Origin of the sequence: Blastopirellula marina (assembly GCF_002967715.1) — a bacterium.
Classification (GTDB): Bacteria; Planctomycetota; Planctomycetia; order Pirellulales; family Pirellulaceae; genus Bremerella; species Bremerella marina_B.
On the sequence record NZ_PUIA01000094.1, the window covers coordinates 110,677 to 127,978 of the forward strand.

Genomic DNA, 17,302 nt, shown 5'->3' on the forward strand with positions numbered 1-17,302 from the left:
GCTTTAACTGGCTAGTTGGTTGCTGCCACTTGAGGATTCGCAGGCGTTTCGTTTGCCGCTTCGTCCTTGTGCAGCTTGTATTCGACCGCATCGACCAACGCATTCCAGCTGGCCTGGATGATGTTTTCGCTGACGCCAATGGTTCCCCAAACGTCGTGCTCGTCGCTGCACTCGATCTGCACACGCGTGCGGGCTGCCGTGCCGGCTTCGCTGTTAACGACACGAACCTTGTAATCGACCAGCTTCATCTGGCTCAGGTTCGGATAGGTCTCCAGCAGTGCCTTTCGCAGGGCGGCACTCAGCGCATCGATCGGGCCGTCCCCTTCACCTACCTCGTGCTTCACCTTCTCGGCTACATCCAGCTTGACGGTCGCTTCGGTGGTCAGTTCCAGGTCCTGGTGATGAACGACGTCCTGAACCTCGACGTGGTACTTCAGCGTGCGGAAGTGAGGATTGAACGTTCCCAGCGTCTTGCGAACCAACAACTCGAACGACGCTTCCGCCGCTTCAAACTGAAAGCCGCGGTTTTCCAACTCGACCACACTGGCCAGAATCTTGTCCATGACCTCGCGGTCTTGCTCGATGTTCATCTTGGTCGTCAGAGCCATGATGTTCGAGCGTCCCGACAATTCGCTGACCAGCACCCGGCGTTCGTTACCGACCTTTTCTGGAGAGATATGCTCGTAGCTGGAAGCAGCTCGATTAACGGCGTGCACATGCATCCCACCCTTGTGGGCAAAGGCGCTCTGACCGACGAAGGCCTGGTTGTTGCGGCGGTTGACGTTGGCCGTGTCGTAAACGAATCGCGACAGCTCGGTCAAATGCTCGAGCCCGTCGCCACCCAGGACTTCGTAACCCTTCTTTTTCAGCGCGAGGTTCGCCACGCACGAAATCAGGTCGGCGTTGCCACAACGTTCGCCGAAACCATTGATGGTCCCTTGAATCTGTAATGCCCCGGCATCAACCGACGCCAAAGCATTGGCCACCGCCAGGTCGCCATCGTTGTGTGTGTGGATACCAACCGGTACGCCAAACTCTTTCAGCGCGTCGATAGCGGCCTTGGTCAACTCGGCGATCTCTTCCGGCAGGCTGCCGCCGTTGGTATCGCACAGCACGACCATGCGAGCACCGGCCTTAGCGGCCGATTGAATCGTTTGAGCGGCGTACTCGGGATTCGCCTTCCAGCCATCGAAGAAGTGCTCGGCGTCGTAGATCACTTCGCGCCCTTCTTCGACCATCAGGCCAACTGAGTCGGCGATCATAGCCAGGTTTTCTTCCAGCGTCACGCGCAATACGTCGGTCACATGAAAATCGTGCGTCTTGCCGACGATGGTCAGCACCGGGGCCCCAGAGTCGAGCAGGGCCTGCATGCCGGGATCGTCTTTGGCCAGCATCCCTTTGCGGCGCGTCATACCGAACGCACAGACCTTGATCTGCTTCAGATCCATCTCTTGGACGCGGCGGAAGTACTCGGCATCTTTCTCATTGGAAAGAGGATAGCCCCCCTCGATGAAATCGACCCCAATTTCGTCCAGACGCTCGGTAATGGCTAGTTTATCCTGCAGAGAAAAGCTGACGCCTTCTCCCTGGGCACCGTCACGCAAGGTCGTGTCGTAAATCTCAATCTTTTTCATGGGGCGATCCGCTCAAGTGGCACCGAGGCACCGGCTCGGCCAGTACGATCGGTTCAACAAAAAAGCCCTGAAACCTTTATGGCGTCAGGGCTTACCTTTGAATCATTCGTGTTCGCAGTCCCTACGCCGAGATTGTGGGGTCTCCCACAATGCTAATAGTGCTTACTACGGTAATGTCAGTAACGGGCTGCAACATGCTATCCCCGAAGGGCTATTTTTAAGTCTATTGAAGTCGTAAGTTTAGGTGTGGCAATAAGAACTGTCAAGTTGTGGCTGCTCGGCACCCCCTGTCACTGAATTCTTCCACTTTACGTCAGACACACCACGATCTGACGAGGCTCGCTTCCTCTTTCCTATCTTTCCCTTGGGCCAGGGTGTCGCCCACCAAGACAATTCTTAGTGGCCAACTTGGAGATCATAGCTACGCCTGACATGCATTTCGCTAAGTCACTTTGCAAATAATACTTACGGCGTTCTACATTCTTCTCGTCAGACTCCCTTTTCGCCTCTCAGACGCCCGATGCCCATCGCTCCGCCATTTACGATTCAAGGGCAATTCACTATAAGTAGCAAGCTAACCATTAGGTCCTACCCCACCCGAATAACACCTCCCCTTGGCCTACCCGCTAGGAGTTTCCCACATGCATTCCCCCAACCCATTCTGCGCACGCGGTGCACGCCGAGATGGTTTCACCCTGGTCGAGCTACTGGTGGTGATCGCGATCATCGGTGTGCTGATCGCCCTGCTGCTGCCCGCCGTTCAACAGGCCCGCGAAGCCGCTCGGCGGATGCAGTGCTCAAACAATCTGAAGCAGATTGGTCTTGCTCTGCACAACTACCACGACACCTACCAGACGTTTCCCAGCGGGTTCATGTATGACTCGACCAGCAACGTCCAATGGTCGTGGGGAGCGTTGATTCTGCCGTTCATCGAGCAAGGTTCAATGCACGATCAGATCGGCGTCACCAAGCAGCGGTTGACCGACTGCATTAACAACGCGAACTGCTTGACAATGGTAAAGACCCCGATCGACGGCTATCGCTGCCCTTCGGACACCGCCCCCAACCTGAACCCATGGGCAACCTACGGAAGCAACAACGAAAAGATCGCCGAGTCGAACTACATCGGTAGCGAAGGGATGGTGCACATCAGCCAGGCGCAGAAGTCGCACGGCATGTTCCACGGCAACAGTGGCATCAAGATGCGTGATGTGACCGACGGGACCAGCAACACGATCTTCGTCGGCGAACGTGACGGGGCCGACATTGACGGCACCACCTCAGGCCGCAACGCGCGTCGTGGCGGTGTCTGGGCCGGCACGATGAATGCCTCGCGGAAGTGGCCCAAGGGGGTCATGGACGTGCTGGCCAGCTTCGCCCAGCCGATGAACCGCGAGACCGTCTCCGGTGCCGATCATAACGGCAAAGGATTCGGTAGCCTCCACCCAGGCGGCTCGCAGTTTCTAATGGTCGACGGTTCTGGGCGTTTCATTCCCGAAACGATCGAGTACCGCACGAGCGACTTCTACTGGGACAACCCCGATCCAACCCACTACAACGTTACCAACCTAGGCGTCTACCAGTTGCTGGGCGTTCGGAACGACGGTCAGCCGGTCGAACTTCCCTAATCAACCTTTCAAAATCTCCTAAGTCAGGAAGCCATATGATTTCTCGTTGGATAACACTCACGGCCTGTGTTGCTGTGCTGGGCATTGTTGGCTGCGTCGGCAGCGATCCGAATTTCGCGACCGTCGAAGGAAACGTCACCATTGACGGCCAGCCAGCCGAAGGCCTGGAAGTAACATTCGAGCCTGAGAGTGGTCGACCGGCAATCGGTTATACCAATGCCCAAGGACACTACGAGTTGCAGTACACCGCCAATCAGGAAGGTGCTTCACTGGGCAAATACCGTGTGCGGATCGATGTTCCTTCCGGATCGGAAACCAAAGCCCGAATCCCGACTCGCTATAACGCGAAGACCGAGCTTGTCGCGGAAGTGACGCCTGGGCAGAACGAGCTAAACTTCGAGCTGACAAGTAAGCGTTAGAATGGCGAAACAAAAAAAGGCTACCGAAGGGACAACCTCGGTAGCCTTTTCTATTTCTTGAGGGACGACTAGGCACTCTCTTCGTAGTACTTGCCTTCTTCTTCGTCGTCTTCTTCCTCGTACTCCTCTTCGTCCTCTTCTTCCTCGTACTCGGCGTCCTCTTCTTCGTACTCTTCCTCTTCGTACTCCGCTTCTTCCTCTTCTTCGTATTCGGCTTCTTCTTCGCCTTCCTCGTATTCTTCGTACTCGGCCTCTTCGTCGACTTCTTCCTCTTCCTCTTCATCTTCGATGACGTGAGGGCGGATCTTGTTCGAGCGTTTCGCCTTCGGTGCAGGGGCTTCTTCTTTGATCTCTTCAGCGATACCGCCACCGGTCGACTGGCCTGATTTCATCAGCTCCCATTCTTCTGGCGTGATGATCACCTCGCGGGCCTGCGAACCGTTGTACGGACCGACGATACCGTCTTCGGCCATGAAGTCGATCAACCGGGCACCACGTCCGTAGCCCACGCCTAGTGCGCGCTGCAGCAGCGATACACTGCCACGCTGTTCAGCGACGATCACGTCGACGGCTTGTTCGTACAAGTCGTCACGCTTCTTCATCTTGGCTGGGTCGGCGGTCGCGCCGTCTTCGACCTTCAGCTGTACCAGTTCCTTCACGAAGTCTTGTTCGCCGGTGCTGACGAACTCGACGACGCGGTTGATTTCTTCGTCAGACAGGTACGTACCTTGACCACGCATCAGCGTCGAGGTGCCTGGCCAGAGAAACAGCATGTCACCGTTACCCAGCAGCTTGTCAGCACCCATTTCATCGAGCACCACGCGGCTGTCGGTACGGCTGGCTACCTGGAACGAGATACGTGCCGGCAAGTTCGACTTGATCAAACCGGTAATAACGTCGACCGTTGGCTTCTGCGTGGCGAGAATCAAGTGGATACCGACCGCACGCGACTTCTGAGCCAGACGAATGATGTGCTGCTCGACCTCTTTCCCGGCCGTCATCATCATGTCCGCGATTTCGTCCGCCACGATCACGATGTACGGCAGGTTGGTCGCGACGTTGTTTCGTTCTCCTTCGTCTTCACAGCCCATGCGATCCCAGATCTCTTCTTCACCCAGCGCGTTGAACGCACTCAAGTGACGCACGCCCACCTGGGCCAGCAGTTGGTAACGCTCTTCCATCTTCTCGACTGCCCAAGCCAGAATGGCTTCGGCCTTCTTCATATCGGTCACCACCGGGTGCATCAGGTGCGGCAACGTGCGATAGCAGGAAAGTTCGACCATCTTCGGGTCGATCATCAGCATCCGCACTTCATCGGGGCGACGCGTCATCAGAATGGACGTGATCAGCGCGTTCAAACAGACCGACTTACCGGTACCCGTACGACCGGCGATCAGAAGGTGAGGCAGCGACGCCAGGTCGACCGCCAGCGAGTTGCCCGAAACGTCCTTACCCAGGAAGATCGGCACCTTCATCTTGTTGATACGGCCGCTCGCTTCTTCCATCACTTCGCGCAGACGAACCATCTGGCGTTCTTCATTAGGCACTTCGATACCAACAGTGTTCTTACCTGGGATCGGGGCCACGATACGCACGCTAGGTACCCGCAGTGCAATTGCAAGGTCGTCGGCCAGGCCGGTGATCTTCGACAGACGTAGACCTGCTTCCAGCTCCACTTCGTACTGTGCGATCACGGGGCCTGTTTCAATTTCGACCACCTTCACATTGAAGCCGAAGTTAAGGAACGTCTTTTCGAGTATCTTGGCCTTCTGGCGAACTTCGCGTTCCTGCTCTTCGAACGAGAAGTCATCGCTCTCGATCAACAGTTCGATCGGTGGAAGCTCGTAATTTTTGGGGTTCGCGCGGCCATTGGCAGCACTGTCGAGCTCGCTCATCACATTCTTGCGAGCATCGTCGTGCTGCTGTTTTTTGCTATTTCGGTTCTTCACCGCCAGCGAAGATTCCTGGGCCTTGTCAATGCGCGTGATAGGGACTTCTTCTTCGACTTCCTCTTCTTCCAGTTCCTCTTCGACTTCTTCGTCGATCTCTTCTTCCTCTTCGTATTCCTCTTCTTCTTCGACCTCCTCGTCGCCGGCAGCTTCTTCCTCGAAGACTTCTTCGCCGTCTTCGAACGGAATCTCTTTCTCAACGTCGGTCTTGATCTGGCGTCCGCCAATCTTGATTCGGACCCCCTTTTCGTCGAATTCGGCTTCTTCTTCGTATTCGCACTCGGCTTCTTCACCATCCAGGCCGAACTCGGCCAACAGCTTCGCCTTGCGTTCTTCCTTCAGACGCTCGCGACGCGTCTTCCAGGCAGCCGCACCGGCTTGGGTCTTTTCCTTGGCCTTCAGGAAGCTCCATACAGTCAGGCGAACCAGTTCGTATTCGGTGCACAGCAGCACACCACAGGCGGTCACGGCCAGACACAGTATGACGGCACCGGTCGTGGCGAAGTGTTCGCTTAGAAACTGCTGACCGATCAGTCCCAGACGTCCGCCGGAACTGCTGATCGGCCCTGGCGAAGCACCTGGGGCGACAATCGTGACCAGGGTGGTGATACCAGTGAGGGTCATCAACCAGCCGATCAGCCGCGCCGCTGGCGAGCTGATTTCTTTTCGCATCAATAGAATGACATCGAACGCAGCCATGCTGACCACCGCAAAGTAGGCCCCAATGCCCAAGTTGACCAGCAGAAAGTCCGCGGCCAACGCCCCGACACCACCACACAAGTTATGAACATGGTGCGGCTGAGGGTAGGCAACCTGATCTGGCTGATAGAACGCAGAGAATGGAGCCGGCAGTTCGCCGATGGCATCATCTGCCCGATACGACAGCAGCGACAACGCCAGGAAGATTGTCAACGCGGACAATCCAATGGCGATCAGATCTCGCTGGATACTTCGTTCTTCGAACATGCACGGTGCCGGGAAGTCTGGGGAGAGAACGACAGCGGCTGACCCAAGTTCGCACTTGGAGTTACAGCGCTCCACTTTCCTCCTTCGGCACTGCTAGCGATGAAGCCGCAGTTCGTTTTATGTCCGTAAGCGCGATTCGCTAACTCGCAGATCCGACAGCCGCCGAAGATTCGCTAGAATCGTTACAGGTAGTCGTTGGCGAAGTTCCGAGTCGTTCGCCATCCCCCTTCTTTGCCGGGAACCAGCACTGCGACCAGCTCGCCTGCGGTCGTCATCGCAGCTACTTCTTCCGCCGAATCAGGCACCGCCGGCTCGATCACCTTCCCCTGAGCCAGTCGTACGATCTCCTCGTGATCAACCGTTACCTGAGGAAGCTGCGTGGCGGCCAGCGACGTCGGTTGCAGCGCGGCGACGATCGTTCCGCGGCTAAGCTGATCGTCAGGATGAATCGCGTCCTCGATCCGAAAGCAGCCGATCGCGGTGCGTACCAGCTCGGACATAACAGCTTCCGTCCCCAGGTCACGCGCGATGTCGCGTCCGAGCGAACGAATATACGTTCCGCTGCCGCACTCAATCCGCATGCGCAGCTCAGGATAGTCGTACGCCAAGATCTCGATCGAATAGACTTCGATCAAGCGGCTGGCCAGTTCCACTTCCTTCCCTTGGCGAGCCAGGTCGTACGCGCGCTGGCCGGCGACCTTCAGCGCCGAGTACGCCGGTGGCACTTGCTGGATCGCGCCCAGGTAGCTGGGCAGCACGGCTTCAATCTCGTCGAGCGTTGGCTGCGGCGGATCGGCAAGCAGTTGGACTTCCCCTTCGATATCTTCCGTATCGCTGTGCCGTCCCAGTAGAAAACACGCCTCGTACGTCTTTGGCATTCGCTGGACGTACTCGATCAGCTTCGTGCCGTGCCCCACGGGGCAAACCAGCACGCCGGTGGCCAGCGGATCGAGCGTACCAGCGTGCCCTGTCTTCGCCGGGCGTACCAACCGCTGGATGATGTTCACCACATCGCGCGAGGTCTTGCCGGCTGGCTTGTTGATATTCAGAATTCCGTGCATGGGGCTGATGTTCGATCCGTCTAACTCTTTGCGTACCGTTTAATTTCTCTCCCCCTAGCTTATTGAAATGTTCTCGATCGGTAAGGTAGCTAACTCGTAACGACACCAGTTCACCGACTTTTCCTTCCGCTGCATGATAGACAAATGAATTTTTTGTAACCGACAAACCACGGCTTTCATCCCAACACCCTGCGGCAGGGCTGCGCGCTCAGCCTGACAACATCCCACAACTCGCGGAGACCACCCATGCTGACCAGTGCTGTTGCTATCAATCAGTTTCAACTCGCCGGTTTTCAGAAGATCGCAGCGGATATTCCCGACGCGGCCCTTTACCAGCCAGCAGCAGGGCATCAACATTCGCCGGTATGGGTAATGGGGCATCTGGCACTCACTGGCGAGATGGGGCATCAGTTTTTTGGCGGATCTATCAAGCATCCCGAATGGATGCCTCTATTTGCCCCCGGCAGTTCTGGCGAAGTCTCTCCCGACACTGGCCTCACAAAGCAAGCTCTGATCGGTGCTGTCACCGAGGCCTATACGCAGCTTCAGAAGTATGCCCTGGAAAGTGCCACACCGGAGCTTCTTTCCCAGCCGCACGGCATAGACCTGTTCGACGGCACGCCGATCAAGACCATCGGCGATGCCATTACGCTGCTCTTAACCAATCACTTCGGTTTTCATTTGGCACAGCTTTCCAGTTGCCGACGCGAAGCAGGCTTTGCTCCCCTATTTTAATTACGGAGAAAGCGGCTGCACCGAAATCTGGCGAAACTCGACACGTGCGTCTTCACCACGCACCCCCAGTTTTTCGTTGGTGTAAGTGCTGTCTTCAATTTCGACCTCGGGCTCTTCATATCGCCTAGATAGATCACCAGTTGGCTACCCTTCGCCGTCACGCGCAGGTCACACTATTTACCGTCGGCGTCAGCCATTGGGGTTTTTGCCAGTGGAGCGATCCCTTCGCCATCGCAGCGGGCCAGAACCAACTCGCGCTGCGAGGTAATGCTGGTGAGATACCCTTGAAAGTTCTTTCTTCCCATGCCAGCGTTTTCGACGCGCATGAGGACGCCCGCTTATCAGGTCTCGAAGTCAATTTAGAGCCGACCGGTGACACCGAGGGCCGCACGACCACGTTCGACTTCGATTTGAAGAGCAAGTGACCGAAGTCGAACTCATATTGCTTTTCAGGCTGGGGTTCAACCCGGCCTGTTTTCTTGCGCACGCAGAAGCCTAGCGACCACCACGCGCTGCCTGCCCGACTGGGCCTCCGCGACCAGCACCAGCCCCCATGGGACCACGTCCACCGGCCGGCATCGCGTTCTGATTCTGCGGCATCATCGCGTCCATCAGTTGCAGTTGTTGCCCGCCGCCAGCAGCCTGGTTCTGCATCATCATCTGCTTCAGACCGGCCAATGCGGCCTGCAGTTCCACTTGATCCAACGTATTACTTCCGTCGGCATCGAACTGGGTCAGCAGTGCCAGGGCGAGTTGTTCGATGGTGGGCATGTTCTGCTGCTGCCCGCGCATGTTTCCCCCCATGCCGTTGGCTTGCTGGGCATTCCCGTTGGCAGCACCGGCGGCTATCTGAGGGTTACCATTGGCCGCGTCCCCTGCTCCGCGCTGCGGACCACCTTGCTTGTTCGGCCCACGAGCGATCGCCAGCGATACACATAGAATAAGAGAAACGATCGCCAGACAGGTCACCATACTTCGTTAAATCGTCATGAAAAGCACCACTTTTGTACGCTAAAGGAAAGGGGGAAATCGACTGGACTGCTGCCAGCGTACTCTGTCGGTGCAAACGATACCCAGGTTTGGCAAAACAATTACTGTCAAACCCGTAGAAATATTATTGGCGCGGTTCTAACCTCCCCTATCACAGGCTGGCCTGTCAGGCCCCTTCTTTATTAAGCCGTTCGATATACAGCACCTGATAAGCCAGTCCCTCCCAGCATTTGAAGCTGTTGACCGTCTTCGGGTCTTCCTCTCGCACCGTCAGTTTGCCCACCACCGAGATCCGTTTGGCGACCTTGCGAAACCCTTCCGGCCCATACCACGAGCAGTCCAATTGGCCATTCCAACTGCCATGATGCAGATAAAGCCACTGGCGATCCTCGAATGGTTTCATCCCTGGGGGCTCGCTGCCCAGGTAGTCGACCACCACCACCAGGTCGCGCCCATGCTCTGGGTCGGTGTCGTTGGTCGCCAGTACATAAGCCGCGGTGAATCGCCCATCGGGAAGTTCGTATGCCAGACAATCGCCTGCAGTGAACTTGGGCTTGCGCCGTACGATCTTGGGGATCTTCTTGGGCGCTGGGTTATCCGCGGAAACGCGCTCGATGAATTTCTTCACGTCCTGCTGTCGCTTCTTCAGATCGGCTTTCGAAGCATCCTGCCAGTTCTCTAAACCAAAACCGTCAGCGCTGATGCGCGAGAGCAGTTCCGGATTGACCTTGCCGAAGGTCCACTGCCGGTCGACGATCGCAAACAGAATCGCTGCCCCTTCGTCGACGTCGTCGAGCTGCTCGGCATACGAATCGAGCACCGCCGAAGTGGCCACTTCGACCGATTGTTGCCGCTTCACATGATGGTCGAACAACCCTGCCGCGTCTTGAAACGTATCGTCCGCTTCAACCGCCGTTCCCCACGTACCCATCGAGAGCTCCTTCCGCAAGCTTCAATGCATGAAGTTTCCGCCGTGCAGTTAAAAGGCTTTCTCTCGTTCCGATGTCACACGTGTGGCACGGCCTTCATTGGCAGTGTGAAGTGACGAGCCTGCAACCAAGGCTGCGCCGCCAAATCATCAATCTACCGGAAAACTTGCCTCGCATTCGATAAAAAAATCGGTCGTATCTTTCTCTAGGTCTGGAAAGTCATTGTGCACTCGTAGCAGGCGTTCGGAATCGTCGTTGATCGGATAGCAATCATACATCCAGGGATCGTTCTCCGTAGGATAAATCGCCGCCATCTCTTGGAGTGGAACGCACTCTAATGGATACTCGCACACGACATCTTCTGTGTGCTTGTCGTAGCCTCGGATCAATCGTTCGAGTTTCATGTCACTCGTCCTGCGGCAAGATCGGCTGTACTAAGCAGACGACAACGTCAAACCCAATCAGTGCGGCAATCGAATCTCCACCCCATACATCGGTGCCACTTCCAGCAGCTTATGAATCTCCTGCTCAGTCGGTGGTTGCGGCTGCTCGTCGGGGCTGGTCAGCACTTTGCCTACTTCCAGGAACATCTTCTCCAATCCGGCCGGGGCGACTGTGATCAGCATTCTGGCAGGCTGGTCGCTTTCGTTCTTAAAGCTATGCACGCTGCCGATCGGCATGTTCAAGAAGGTACCAGGGCCGACGACGATCGGCTGGCCATCCAGGCGAAAGGTGATCTCCCCTTCCAGCACGAAGAACGCCTCTTCTTCCCGCTGATGCACATGGGGCGGAGGCCCGCCCCCAGGCGGAATCAACGCGTCCATCATCGCATACTTGCCGTCGGTCTCGTCGCCGGTGGCCAGGTAGCGGTAAAGATCACCCACAACCGCCACGCGAGTACCTTCGGTGGCAGGGCGAATCGTAGCGGGGTGCATCATGCTGTGGGTCCTTCGCTTTCTGTTAGGCTGGGTCGCAACCCAGCTTTAACAATCCGCAATTAAAGTCGTATCGGCAAACGAGCAGCAAGAATAACTCAGGACCATTCCCCCCAAAAGCCTACAAACTGCCGGGTTAATTCTGCTGGGTCTCGGCTTAGCCTACCGTCTGCGCGTCATCCACTAAGTCTCATCCTCCGAAACCACCACCAACCGGTCTTCTGCATTCAGCGTCCACTTCGTGTTCTTCTCGGGGATCAGTTTCACGCCGAAGTTCTGGTTCATGTTGGTTTCCAGGGCCTGTACTTTCACGCCGATGCATACCTCTTGACGCTGCTGGGCGATGTCCATCATGTCGGCGAAGGTCACCTCGACGGGGAACGAATCGAAGTACAGACGGGCTGGCTTCAGGTAGATCTCTGATCCATCCTCTGAGAACAAGTCGTCGTACACCGCTTTGATGCTGGCCTCTTCGCTGATCTGGGCCAGGATCGTGCTGACGAAGCGGTTCGAGATGATGAAGTCGTGCACCCCTGCCCTGGCGACCAGCTCTTGATTGTCAGAGTCCATCACCTCGGTGATGATCTTGGTCTTGGTCGTGTCGATGCCGTCCCCAGCTTCCGAGAAGATCTTCCGCAGCAGAATCAGGATGACGATCGTCTCCGAGTCAGACGTTTCCGAATCGGCTTCGACGTCGCCTGAACTGAGGATGATAATGTTGTCGTAATGAAACGGCTCGATGGCGGTCAGCGTCGGGATGTCGGTTGGGTTCCCGTCGATCAGGCGAATGGTTAAGTTGTCGAGCTCGGCATCCAGTTGCTCTACGGTCTTGCGAATCGCATCGGTCGCTTCCCGTAGCATGATATCGATTTGCGAGCCCGCCTGGACGTAGTCAGCGTATTCGCGAACAATCAGCGGCAGCTTTTCGTTCCAGCCGATGAGCAGTTCCCGCTCGACCGACTGCTCGCTCTTCTTGCCTTCGACCAATTTCAATCCCTTGGGCTTGGCGACGGCGTCTTTCACAAAGTCGATCGTCGAATCGTCTTCGGCCAGAATCAAAATATCATCGCCATCGGCCAGCTTCAGGTCGGCCTCGGGATTGATGACCACCGTTCCGTCGGCATGTCGCAGTCCAATCGGCACCCCATCAGGGAAGTGATACAGCACCTCGCCAAAGGTGATGCCGTTCCACGCTGCCTGATGAAAGTAAAGCTCGCACCCATCGAACGAAAGCATCTCGGCATACACCACGCTGAGCCCCAGCGAACGGCTCGTCTGCACCAGCAGCTTCGCCAAAATCTCTTGCCCGTCGATCGCCGTGACCTCCGGCGAGATGTCCTGGGCAATAGTGCGGCTGCGTTCGAAGAAGAGTTCGGCGACGATATTGAGTTCTCCCTCTTCCCCTTCCTCGCGCGAGGCCATCACGCCGAGAATCGTTTTGATCGTGCGAATATCGCTGGCCGCTTTTTCCGCATCGTTCGCCGCTTCCGGGCACGAGGCCAGCACCACCACGCTCTTGCTGGTCGGTAGCGAAACCATTTCCAGGTTCAACTTCGCCGAGGGCTTCCCGCTGCGGGTCACGATACGTGTCGTGCAGCGATTGGTGACGTTGATGCTTAAGAAGTCATCCATCTCTTCCTTAGGAACATCGGCCAGGATCACCACGCAGGCGTCGCGTTTACTTTCGTTGGCAATCACCAGCTCGCGAATGATCTCTGGCACGCGATGATTCCAACCGAGAATCAGCGTGTGGTCCTCTTCGATCACGCGCGAGAAGCCTTTGCGGAGTTCGGCCAGTTTCTGATCGAGCGCTGTCGTGATGAACGCGATCAGCATCGACAGAATGATCACGCCGGCCAGCCCGGCCAGCACGCCAGAGACCTTGACCAGCGGCGAAGAGAACTTGTCTTGGTTCATGTTGCCGGGGTCGGTCAACTCCAGAAAGATGATGTAGACCTGGCCAAGAAACGAGTTGTGGGTCTCGTGCGAAACGCCGGTCGGTTCGATCAACATGCTCAGGCCGCGTAGGCCGGCGAGCACGGCAAACAGCACCAGGAACACCACCACCAGGCTCACAAAGATCGAGCCACCTCCTTTGGAGATGAACGTATCGAATTGGTATCGCAGCCGCTGTCGCAAAGTAACTGGTTTCACGTTGACTCCTGAGAATTGAAGGTCAGAGACAAGGCATGAAAAGGGGGCGAGCAGGATAGGCCGCCGTGGCGTAGGAACCAACACTTCGGAGGCTGGCAATCTTATAACGTACCGACGGAGTGAAAACCAACAGTTTTCAGATAGGATTTAGAAGATTCACCGACTCACTTATTGATCCCGTCAAGTTTTTTGTCAGGATTAATTCGTTTTCTCGTTACGCTGGATGTGCAACCTCCGTCTCTCTTCCCGCTCACTCTTCCCAATCAGGTGATCCACGATGACGATCCGTTCGCTTTCGTTATTTGCCTTGCTACTTGCTTTCGGCATGACTTCCATCGCCACAGCCCAGCGTCCGCGGCGCGAGGTTACGTGGGTAAACCCTGACATCCCCAACATGCCTGGCCTGGTACACAAGGTGCTCGAAAGCAAGTCGCTCGGCCACGAAGTCGGCTACGTCGTTTGGACACCACCGAATATGGATACCAGCGGCCAGACGCGCTACCCGGTGGTGTATTTCCTACACGGAGCTGGCGGAAGCGAAAAATCGGACGCCGCCGGATTCGCCTCGCAAGTTGCCGGCGCGATTCGCAGTGGCAAGTTCCCGGCGGCGATCTGTGTCTTTCCCAACGGCGGCATGAGCGGGTACCGCGACGAAGTCGAGAAGACGATCGTCGACGAACTGATTCCCCTGGTCGACCAAGACTATCCGACTCAGACTAAAGCATCGGGGAGGGCAATCTGCGGATTCTCGATGGGGGGTGCCGGCTCGGTGCACCTCTCGCTCAACCACCCCGACCTCTTCTGCGGAGCTGGCAGTTGGGGTGGTGCATTGTCATTTCGAGGGAGCGGCGAAGAAAGCCCGCTATTGACCGTCGCCAAGCAAAACAGCGACAAGCTGAAAGCGAACAATTACGCGCTGTTGACGATCAACGGCGACCAGGATCGGCCGGATGCGTTCAAGCTACTGAAAGCCGTGCTCGACGAACAAGAGATCCCGCACCAAGTGATCGTGCTGAAAGATACGAACCACAACCTGGGTAAGTATCACAAGGAGACCAACGGCACGATGCTGAAGTTCTTAAAGAACCAGCTCAGTCTCAGTGGTTCGTAACAGATCCGAACTACGGTCTACTTTCCCGCTAAATCCCCCAGTTTTTCTTGACCAGGCTCTTCTCAAAAGTTGATAATGTGGGCAATTAACGAAGTCATTGTCTGCGCTCTACTCCCTCCTGCGAAAGGATCTTTCCGATGAAAGCTCGTTTTCTAATCGCCGGTTTGGCCCTTCTGGCAGTGGCGACCGTTTCCCTGGTCGCGGCTGAAATTAACCTGGAAGGGGTCAAGTGCATCATGAATCCCAAGGCCGCTGCCAAGGCTGAAAAGTCGCTTGATTACAAAGGTGGCAAAGTCTTCTTTTGTTGCGACAACTGCCCCAAGGGTTTCGCCAAGAAGCTGGAAGCCAAAGACAAAGCGGTGATGGCCAAGGGCAACCTGCAACTGGTCGCCACCCAACAAGCCAAGCAGGAACACTGCCCCTTCACCGGTGGTCCGATGAAGACCGAACTGACCGTGAATGGTGCGACGATTAAGTTTTGCTGCAACAACTGCAAGGGCAAAGCGGAAGGGCTAGAAGGGGACGAACAGCTGACGACACTGTTCGGTGAAGAAGCCTGGGAAAAGGCGGGCTTCGCGGTCGCTGACGCCAAGAAGACCGAAGCGAAGTAGCAGTTACTTGCAAGCCAATAACATGGAATGGATCAGGCTTCTTTCACCAGAGGCCTGATTTTTTTATGCGCTAACCCACCGGGATGAAGCGACGAAACTTCCAGGCCGTGCTGACCACCATGAAGACCAAAAAACCAATCAAACGCACCGGGATATTCGCGAACCAGGGAGGTCGGCTCCCACGTACCAGGTTGCCGTGTTCATCTTCCTCCCCCATGATCAAGCTGCCGCAGTGAGGGCAGACGGTTCCTACGCCGGACTTCGACGAAAGTTCACCGTAGCAGACGCTGCAATAATACTCGAGGTAATAGTTTTGATTCTTGCGGGGCGGCTGGTAGAGATCGGCCCCAGTTAACTGCTGCTTTGATTTCTTGTTATTCGGCTTAGATTGTGTTGACTTCTTCGCGGCCTGAACCTCTTGTTCCGTGGGTTTCTTGACTTTATCTGGCAACTGCTCGTGGAGGTAAGTTCGATCCTGTACCGAGAATACCAAGAGCGGAATCGAGACTTCTTCTTCACCAACCCGCAGTACAACCATCTCGTCATCGGTTACCTCGACCAGTTCGCCGGGTACCTGGTTGCCGTTGGTATCGACCCAGGTTCTCGTTTCGTCGGCTCGCACAGAGGAGCAGAGCCCTACCCATACCAGGCTACAGACGATCAGCGTACGGATAGCACCCATCGGCAGGCTCCGTTATGACAAGCTTCAGAAAAGAGCGGCCCGATCGCCCAAGCCGAAGGCGAAACTCACAGGCCACTACTAGCCTATGCCACAAATAATGGGGGTGCAGCCAACTTGCCGGAAAGAAGCAAGCACTTTTGCTACGAAAAGAAGATTTGCCCCACGACAATCACCAGCGCGGCAAGCAGGCAAAGCACGAGATGGACACGCCCCAGCGTAGGTCACTGGCTTTTCGAAATGCGAGCCACGATCACGTCGCAACGCTCAAAAACACAGCCAGAAAACAGAACGTTAGAAGCCAGTCGAGCATTTCACCTGTCCGATGAGAGCTTCTCGCCTGATTCGTTACCCGCCACTTTCCGGTGCCAGGATTCGCTCGCTACGAGCATCGGGGCGCGAGACATTCCAGGCCAGCCCCAAGCGTTCCAGCGTCCAAATCACGCGGTACGAAAGATCGAACTCCCACCACTTTCGCCCATGGGCCGCGGCCGTCGGAAGAGCGTGATGATTGTTGTGCCACCCTTCGCCGTGGGCCAGCAAGCCGACCAACCAATTGTTGCGGCTGTTATCGCTGGTGGCATACGTTTGGTAGCCCCACAAGTGCGTCAGTGAGTTGACCGCCCACGTCACGTGCCACACGAAGACCGTCCGCACGGCGACGCCCCATACCACCAGGCTCAGTCCCATGCGCAGCACCTCGCCTGGTCCGCCAGTCAGCCAACCGATGCCTGCGCCCAAGCAAAAGATCGCCACCACATGGGCCGCGACCACCAGCAGCCCATGGTGCGAGCGTTCGAGCCACATGTAAAACGGATCGCGCATCAAGTCCTTGGCGTACTTTTCCAAGTGCGAAAGACGGTTCACATCACGGTTATTCACCATTAGCCAGCCCATTTGCCCCCACAGGAAATTGACCAGCGGGCTATGCGGATCGTGTGTTTGATCCGAGTGCTGATGATGCAGCCGATGCGTCGCCACCCAGCGGGCCGGCGTATCTTGCAGACAACACACCCCCAAGATAGCCAGCGTACGTTCGAGCCACCGCGGACACTGAAAGCTGCGATGCGTCAGCAAACGATGGTACCCGACCGTCATCCCCAGCATGCCGAACAAGTGATGCCCAATCACCACGGCAGCTACGCCAGACCAGCTAAATAGCCAGGGCCAAAGCGCCAACAGCGCTAGTACATGCATCCCGCCAATCCCGATGACATAAGGCCACCAGATTTTCGAAGGAACCGACCCTGGCGGTCTCTCCTGACGCAGCGGCACACGCGATACGGTAGCCATGGGCACTCCAATGCCAAGGTAGAAAGGGGATCCTCCCCCGCAATCGCCACCCAGACTTCCGTGGTGCGGATCGCGACGGTATGTAAACGGAGATCGAACGACGAGCGTTGGATGAATTTTAACGGGTTGGTTGGGTTGTTGATACCCAGAAACCGCAGGCCCCCACCAAAACCTTCCCCCGTCGCAGGCATTGGCTTATCATCAATGC

Annotated in this window: 16 protein-coding genes; 5 read left to right on the plus strand and 11 right to left on the minus strand. The window is 56.4% G+C overall.

The window, feature by feature from the left end:
• Nucleotides 1-11: 11 nt before the first annotated feature.
• On the minus strand, nt 12-1,634 hold the full coding sequence (cimA, locus tag C5Y96_RS26375) for a citramalate synthase (protein ID WP_105359618.1): 1,623 nt from the start codon (nt 1,632-1,634) through the stop codon (nt 12-14).
• 641 nt (nt 1,635-2,275) lie between these two features.
• Here cimA and C5Y96_RS26380 point away from each other — a divergent pair.
• Both C5Y96_RS26380 and C5Y96_RS26385 read left to right on the plus strand, forming a co-directional pair.
• Nucleotides 2,276-3,262, plus strand: a complete 987-nt coding sequence (locus tag C5Y96_RS26380; protein WP_105359865.1) for a DUF1559 domain-containing protein — start codon at nt 2,276-2,278, stop codon at nt 3,260-3,262.
• A gap of 35 nt (nt 3,263-3,297) precedes the next feature.
• A complete protein-coding gene (locus C5Y96_RS26385) occupies nt 3,298-3,681 on the plus strand; it encodes a carboxypeptidase regulatory-like domain-containing protein (protein ID WP_105359620.1) in 384 nt (127 codons plus the stop codon).
• Between the two features lie 68 nt (nt 3,682-3,749).
• On the opposite strand, the gene C5Y96_RS26390 is transcribed toward C5Y96_RS26385, so the two are convergent.
• Nucleotides 3,750-6,596 carry a DNA translocase FtsK gene (locus C5Y96_RS26390; RefSeq protein ID WP_105359623.1) on the minus strand — a complete coding sequence of 949 codons (2,847 nt, stop codon included), beginning with the start codon at nt 6,594-6,596 and terminating at the stop codon, nt 3,750-3,752.
• Nucleotides 6,597-6,778: 182 nt separating this feature from the next.
• Nucleotides 6,779-7,657: a tRNA pseudouridine(55) synthase TruB gene (gene truB / locus C5Y96_RS26395; protein ID WP_105359625.1), complete on the minus strand. Its 879-nt coding sequence runs from the start codon at nt 7,655-7,657 to the stop codon at nt 6,779-6,781.
• A 246-nt stretch (nt 7,658-7,903) separates the two neighbouring features.
• Here truB and C5Y96_RS26400 point away from each other — a divergent pair, with 246 nt between their 5' ends.
• Nucleotides 7,904-8,392, plus strand: coding sequence for a DinB family protein (locus tag C5Y96_RS26400; RefSeq protein WP_105359628.1), 489 nt, complete (start codon nt 7,904-7,906; stop codon nt 8,390-8,392).
• 173 nt (nt 8,393-8,565) lie between these two features.
• On the opposite strand, the gene C5Y96_RS27550 is transcribed toward C5Y96_RS26400, so the two are convergent.
• The 6 genes from C5Y96_RS27550 to C5Y96_RS26425 form a co-directional block, all read right to left on the minus strand.
• Nucleotides 8,566-8,718, minus strand: a complete 153-nt coding sequence (locus tag C5Y96_RS27550; protein ID WP_158261440.1) for a hypothetical protein — start codon at nt 8,716-8,718, stop codon at nt 8,566-8,568.
• 169 nt (nt 8,719-8,887) lie between these two features.
• Complete coding sequence (locus C5Y96_RS26405; RefSeq protein ID WP_105359630.1) at nt 8,888-9,364, minus strand: hypothetical protein; 477 nt, start codon at nt 9,362-9,364, stop codon at nt 8,888-8,890.
• Between the two features lie 184 nt (nt 9,365-9,548).
• On the minus strand, nt 9,549-10,313 hold the full coding sequence (locus C5Y96_RS26410) for a hypothetical protein (protein ID WP_105359633.1): 765 nt from the start codon (nt 10,311-10,313) through the stop codon (nt 9,549-9,551).
• A 147-nt stretch (nt 10,314-10,460) separates the two neighbouring features.
• Nucleotides 10,461-10,715, minus strand: coding sequence for a hypothetical protein (locus C5Y96_RS26415; protein WP_105359635.1), 255 nt, complete (start codon nt 10,713-10,715; stop codon nt 10,461-10,463).
• 57 nt (nt 10,716-10,772) lie between these two features.
• The gene (locus C5Y96_RS26420) at nt 10,773-11,249 is read right to left on the minus strand and encodes a cupin domain-containing protein (protein WP_105359637.1); all 477 of its coding nucleotides are present in this window, start codon (nt 11,247-11,249) and stop codon (nt 10,773-10,775) included.
• Between the two features lie 180 nt (nt 11,250-11,429).
• Complete coding sequence (locus tag C5Y96_RS26425) at nt 11,430-13,400, minus strand: CASTOR/POLLUX-related putative ion channel (RefSeq protein WP_105359639.1); 1,971 nt, start codon at nt 13,398-13,400, stop codon at nt 11,430-11,432.
• 277 nt (nt 13,401-13,677) lie between these two features.
• Between C5Y96_RS26425 and C5Y96_RS26430 the strand changes: the two genes are divergently transcribed.
• Both C5Y96_RS26430 and C5Y96_RS26435 read left to right on the plus strand, forming a co-directional pair.
• Entirely contained in the window at nt 13,678-14,511 is an 834-nt protein-coding gene (locus C5Y96_RS26430) for an alpha/beta hydrolase (protein ID WP_105359642.1), read from the plus strand.
• Between the two features lie 137 nt (nt 14,512-14,648).
• On the plus strand, nt 14,649-15,122 hold the full coding sequence (locus C5Y96_RS26435; protein WP_105359644.1) for a hypothetical protein: 474 nt from the start codon (nt 14,649-14,651) through the stop codon (nt 15,120-15,122).
• 70 nt (nt 15,123-15,192) lie between these two features.
• Here C5Y96_RS26435 and C5Y96_RS26440 read toward each other — a convergent pair whose 3' ends face one another.
• Nucleotides 15,193-15,804 (minus strand): hypothetical protein, encoded by a 612-nt coding sequence (locus C5Y96_RS26440; protein ID WP_105359647.1) that lies wholly within the window; start codon nt 15,802-15,804, stop codon nt 15,193-15,195.
• Between the two features lie 345 nt (nt 15,805-16,149).
• Complete coding sequence (locus tag C5Y96_RS26445; protein WP_105359649.1) at nt 16,150-17,094, minus strand: acyl-CoA desaturase; 945 nt, start codon at nt 17,092-17,094, stop codon at nt 16,150-16,152.
• Nucleotides 17,095-17,302: the final 208 nt, after the last annotated feature.

Coding starts and splice junctions, on each gene's coding strand:
- cimA (WP_105359618.1), bottom strand. CDS start 1,634: ATGAAAAAGATTGAGATTTACGACACGACCTTGCGTGACGGTGCCCAG.
- C5Y96_RS26380 (WP_105359865.1), top strand. CDS start 2,276: ATGCATTCCCCCAACCCATTCTGCGCACGCGGTGCACGCCGAGATGGT.
- C5Y96_RS26385 (WP_105359620.1), top strand. CDS start 3,298: ATGATTTCTCGTTGGATAACACTCACGGCCTGTGTTGCTGTGCTGGGC.
- C5Y96_RS26390 (WP_105359623.1), bottom strand. CDS start 6,596: ATGTTCGAAGAACGAAGTATCCAGCGAGATCTGATCGCCATTGGATTG.
- truB (WP_105359625.1), bottom strand. CDS start 7,657: ATGCACGGAATTCTGAATATCAACAAGCCAGCCGGCAAGACCTCGCGC.
- C5Y96_RS26400 (WP_105359628.1), top strand. CDS start 7,904: ATGCTGACCAGTGCTGTTGCTATCAATCAGTTTCAACTCGCCGGTTTT.
- C5Y96_RS27550 (WP_158261440.1), bottom strand. CDS start 8,718: ATGCGCGTCGAAAACGCTGGCATGGGAAGAAAGAACTTTCAAGGGTAT.
- C5Y96_RS26405 (WP_105359630.1), bottom strand. CDS start 9,364: ATGGTGACCTGTCTGGCGATCGTTTCTCTTATTCTATGTGTATCGCTG.
- C5Y96_RS26410 (WP_105359633.1), bottom strand. CDS start 10,313: ATGGGTACGTGGGGAACGGCGGTTGAAGCGGACGATACGTTTCAAGAC.
- C5Y96_RS26415 (WP_105359635.1), bottom strand. CDS start 10,715: ATGAAACTCGAACGATTGATCCGAGGCTACGACAAGCACACAGAAGAT.
- C5Y96_RS26420 (WP_105359637.1), bottom strand. CDS start 11,249: ATGATGCACCCCGCTACGATTCGCCCTGCCACCGAAGGTACTCGCGTG.
- C5Y96_RS26430 (WP_105359642.1), top strand. CDS start 13,678: ATGACGATCCGTTCGCTTTCGTTATTTGCCTTGCTACTTGCTTTCGGC.
- C5Y96_RS26435 (WP_105359644.1), top strand. CDS start 14,649: ATGAAAGCTCGTTTTCTAATCGCCGGTTTGGCCCTTCTGGCAGTGGCG.
- C5Y96_RS26440 (WP_105359647.1), bottom strand. CDS start 15,804: ATGGGTGCTATCCGTACGCTGATCGTCTGTAGCCTGGTATGGGTAGGG.
- C5Y96_RS26445 (WP_105359649.1), bottom strand. CDS start 17,094: ATGGCTACCGTATCGCGTGTGCCGCTGCGTCAGGAGAGACCGCCAGGG.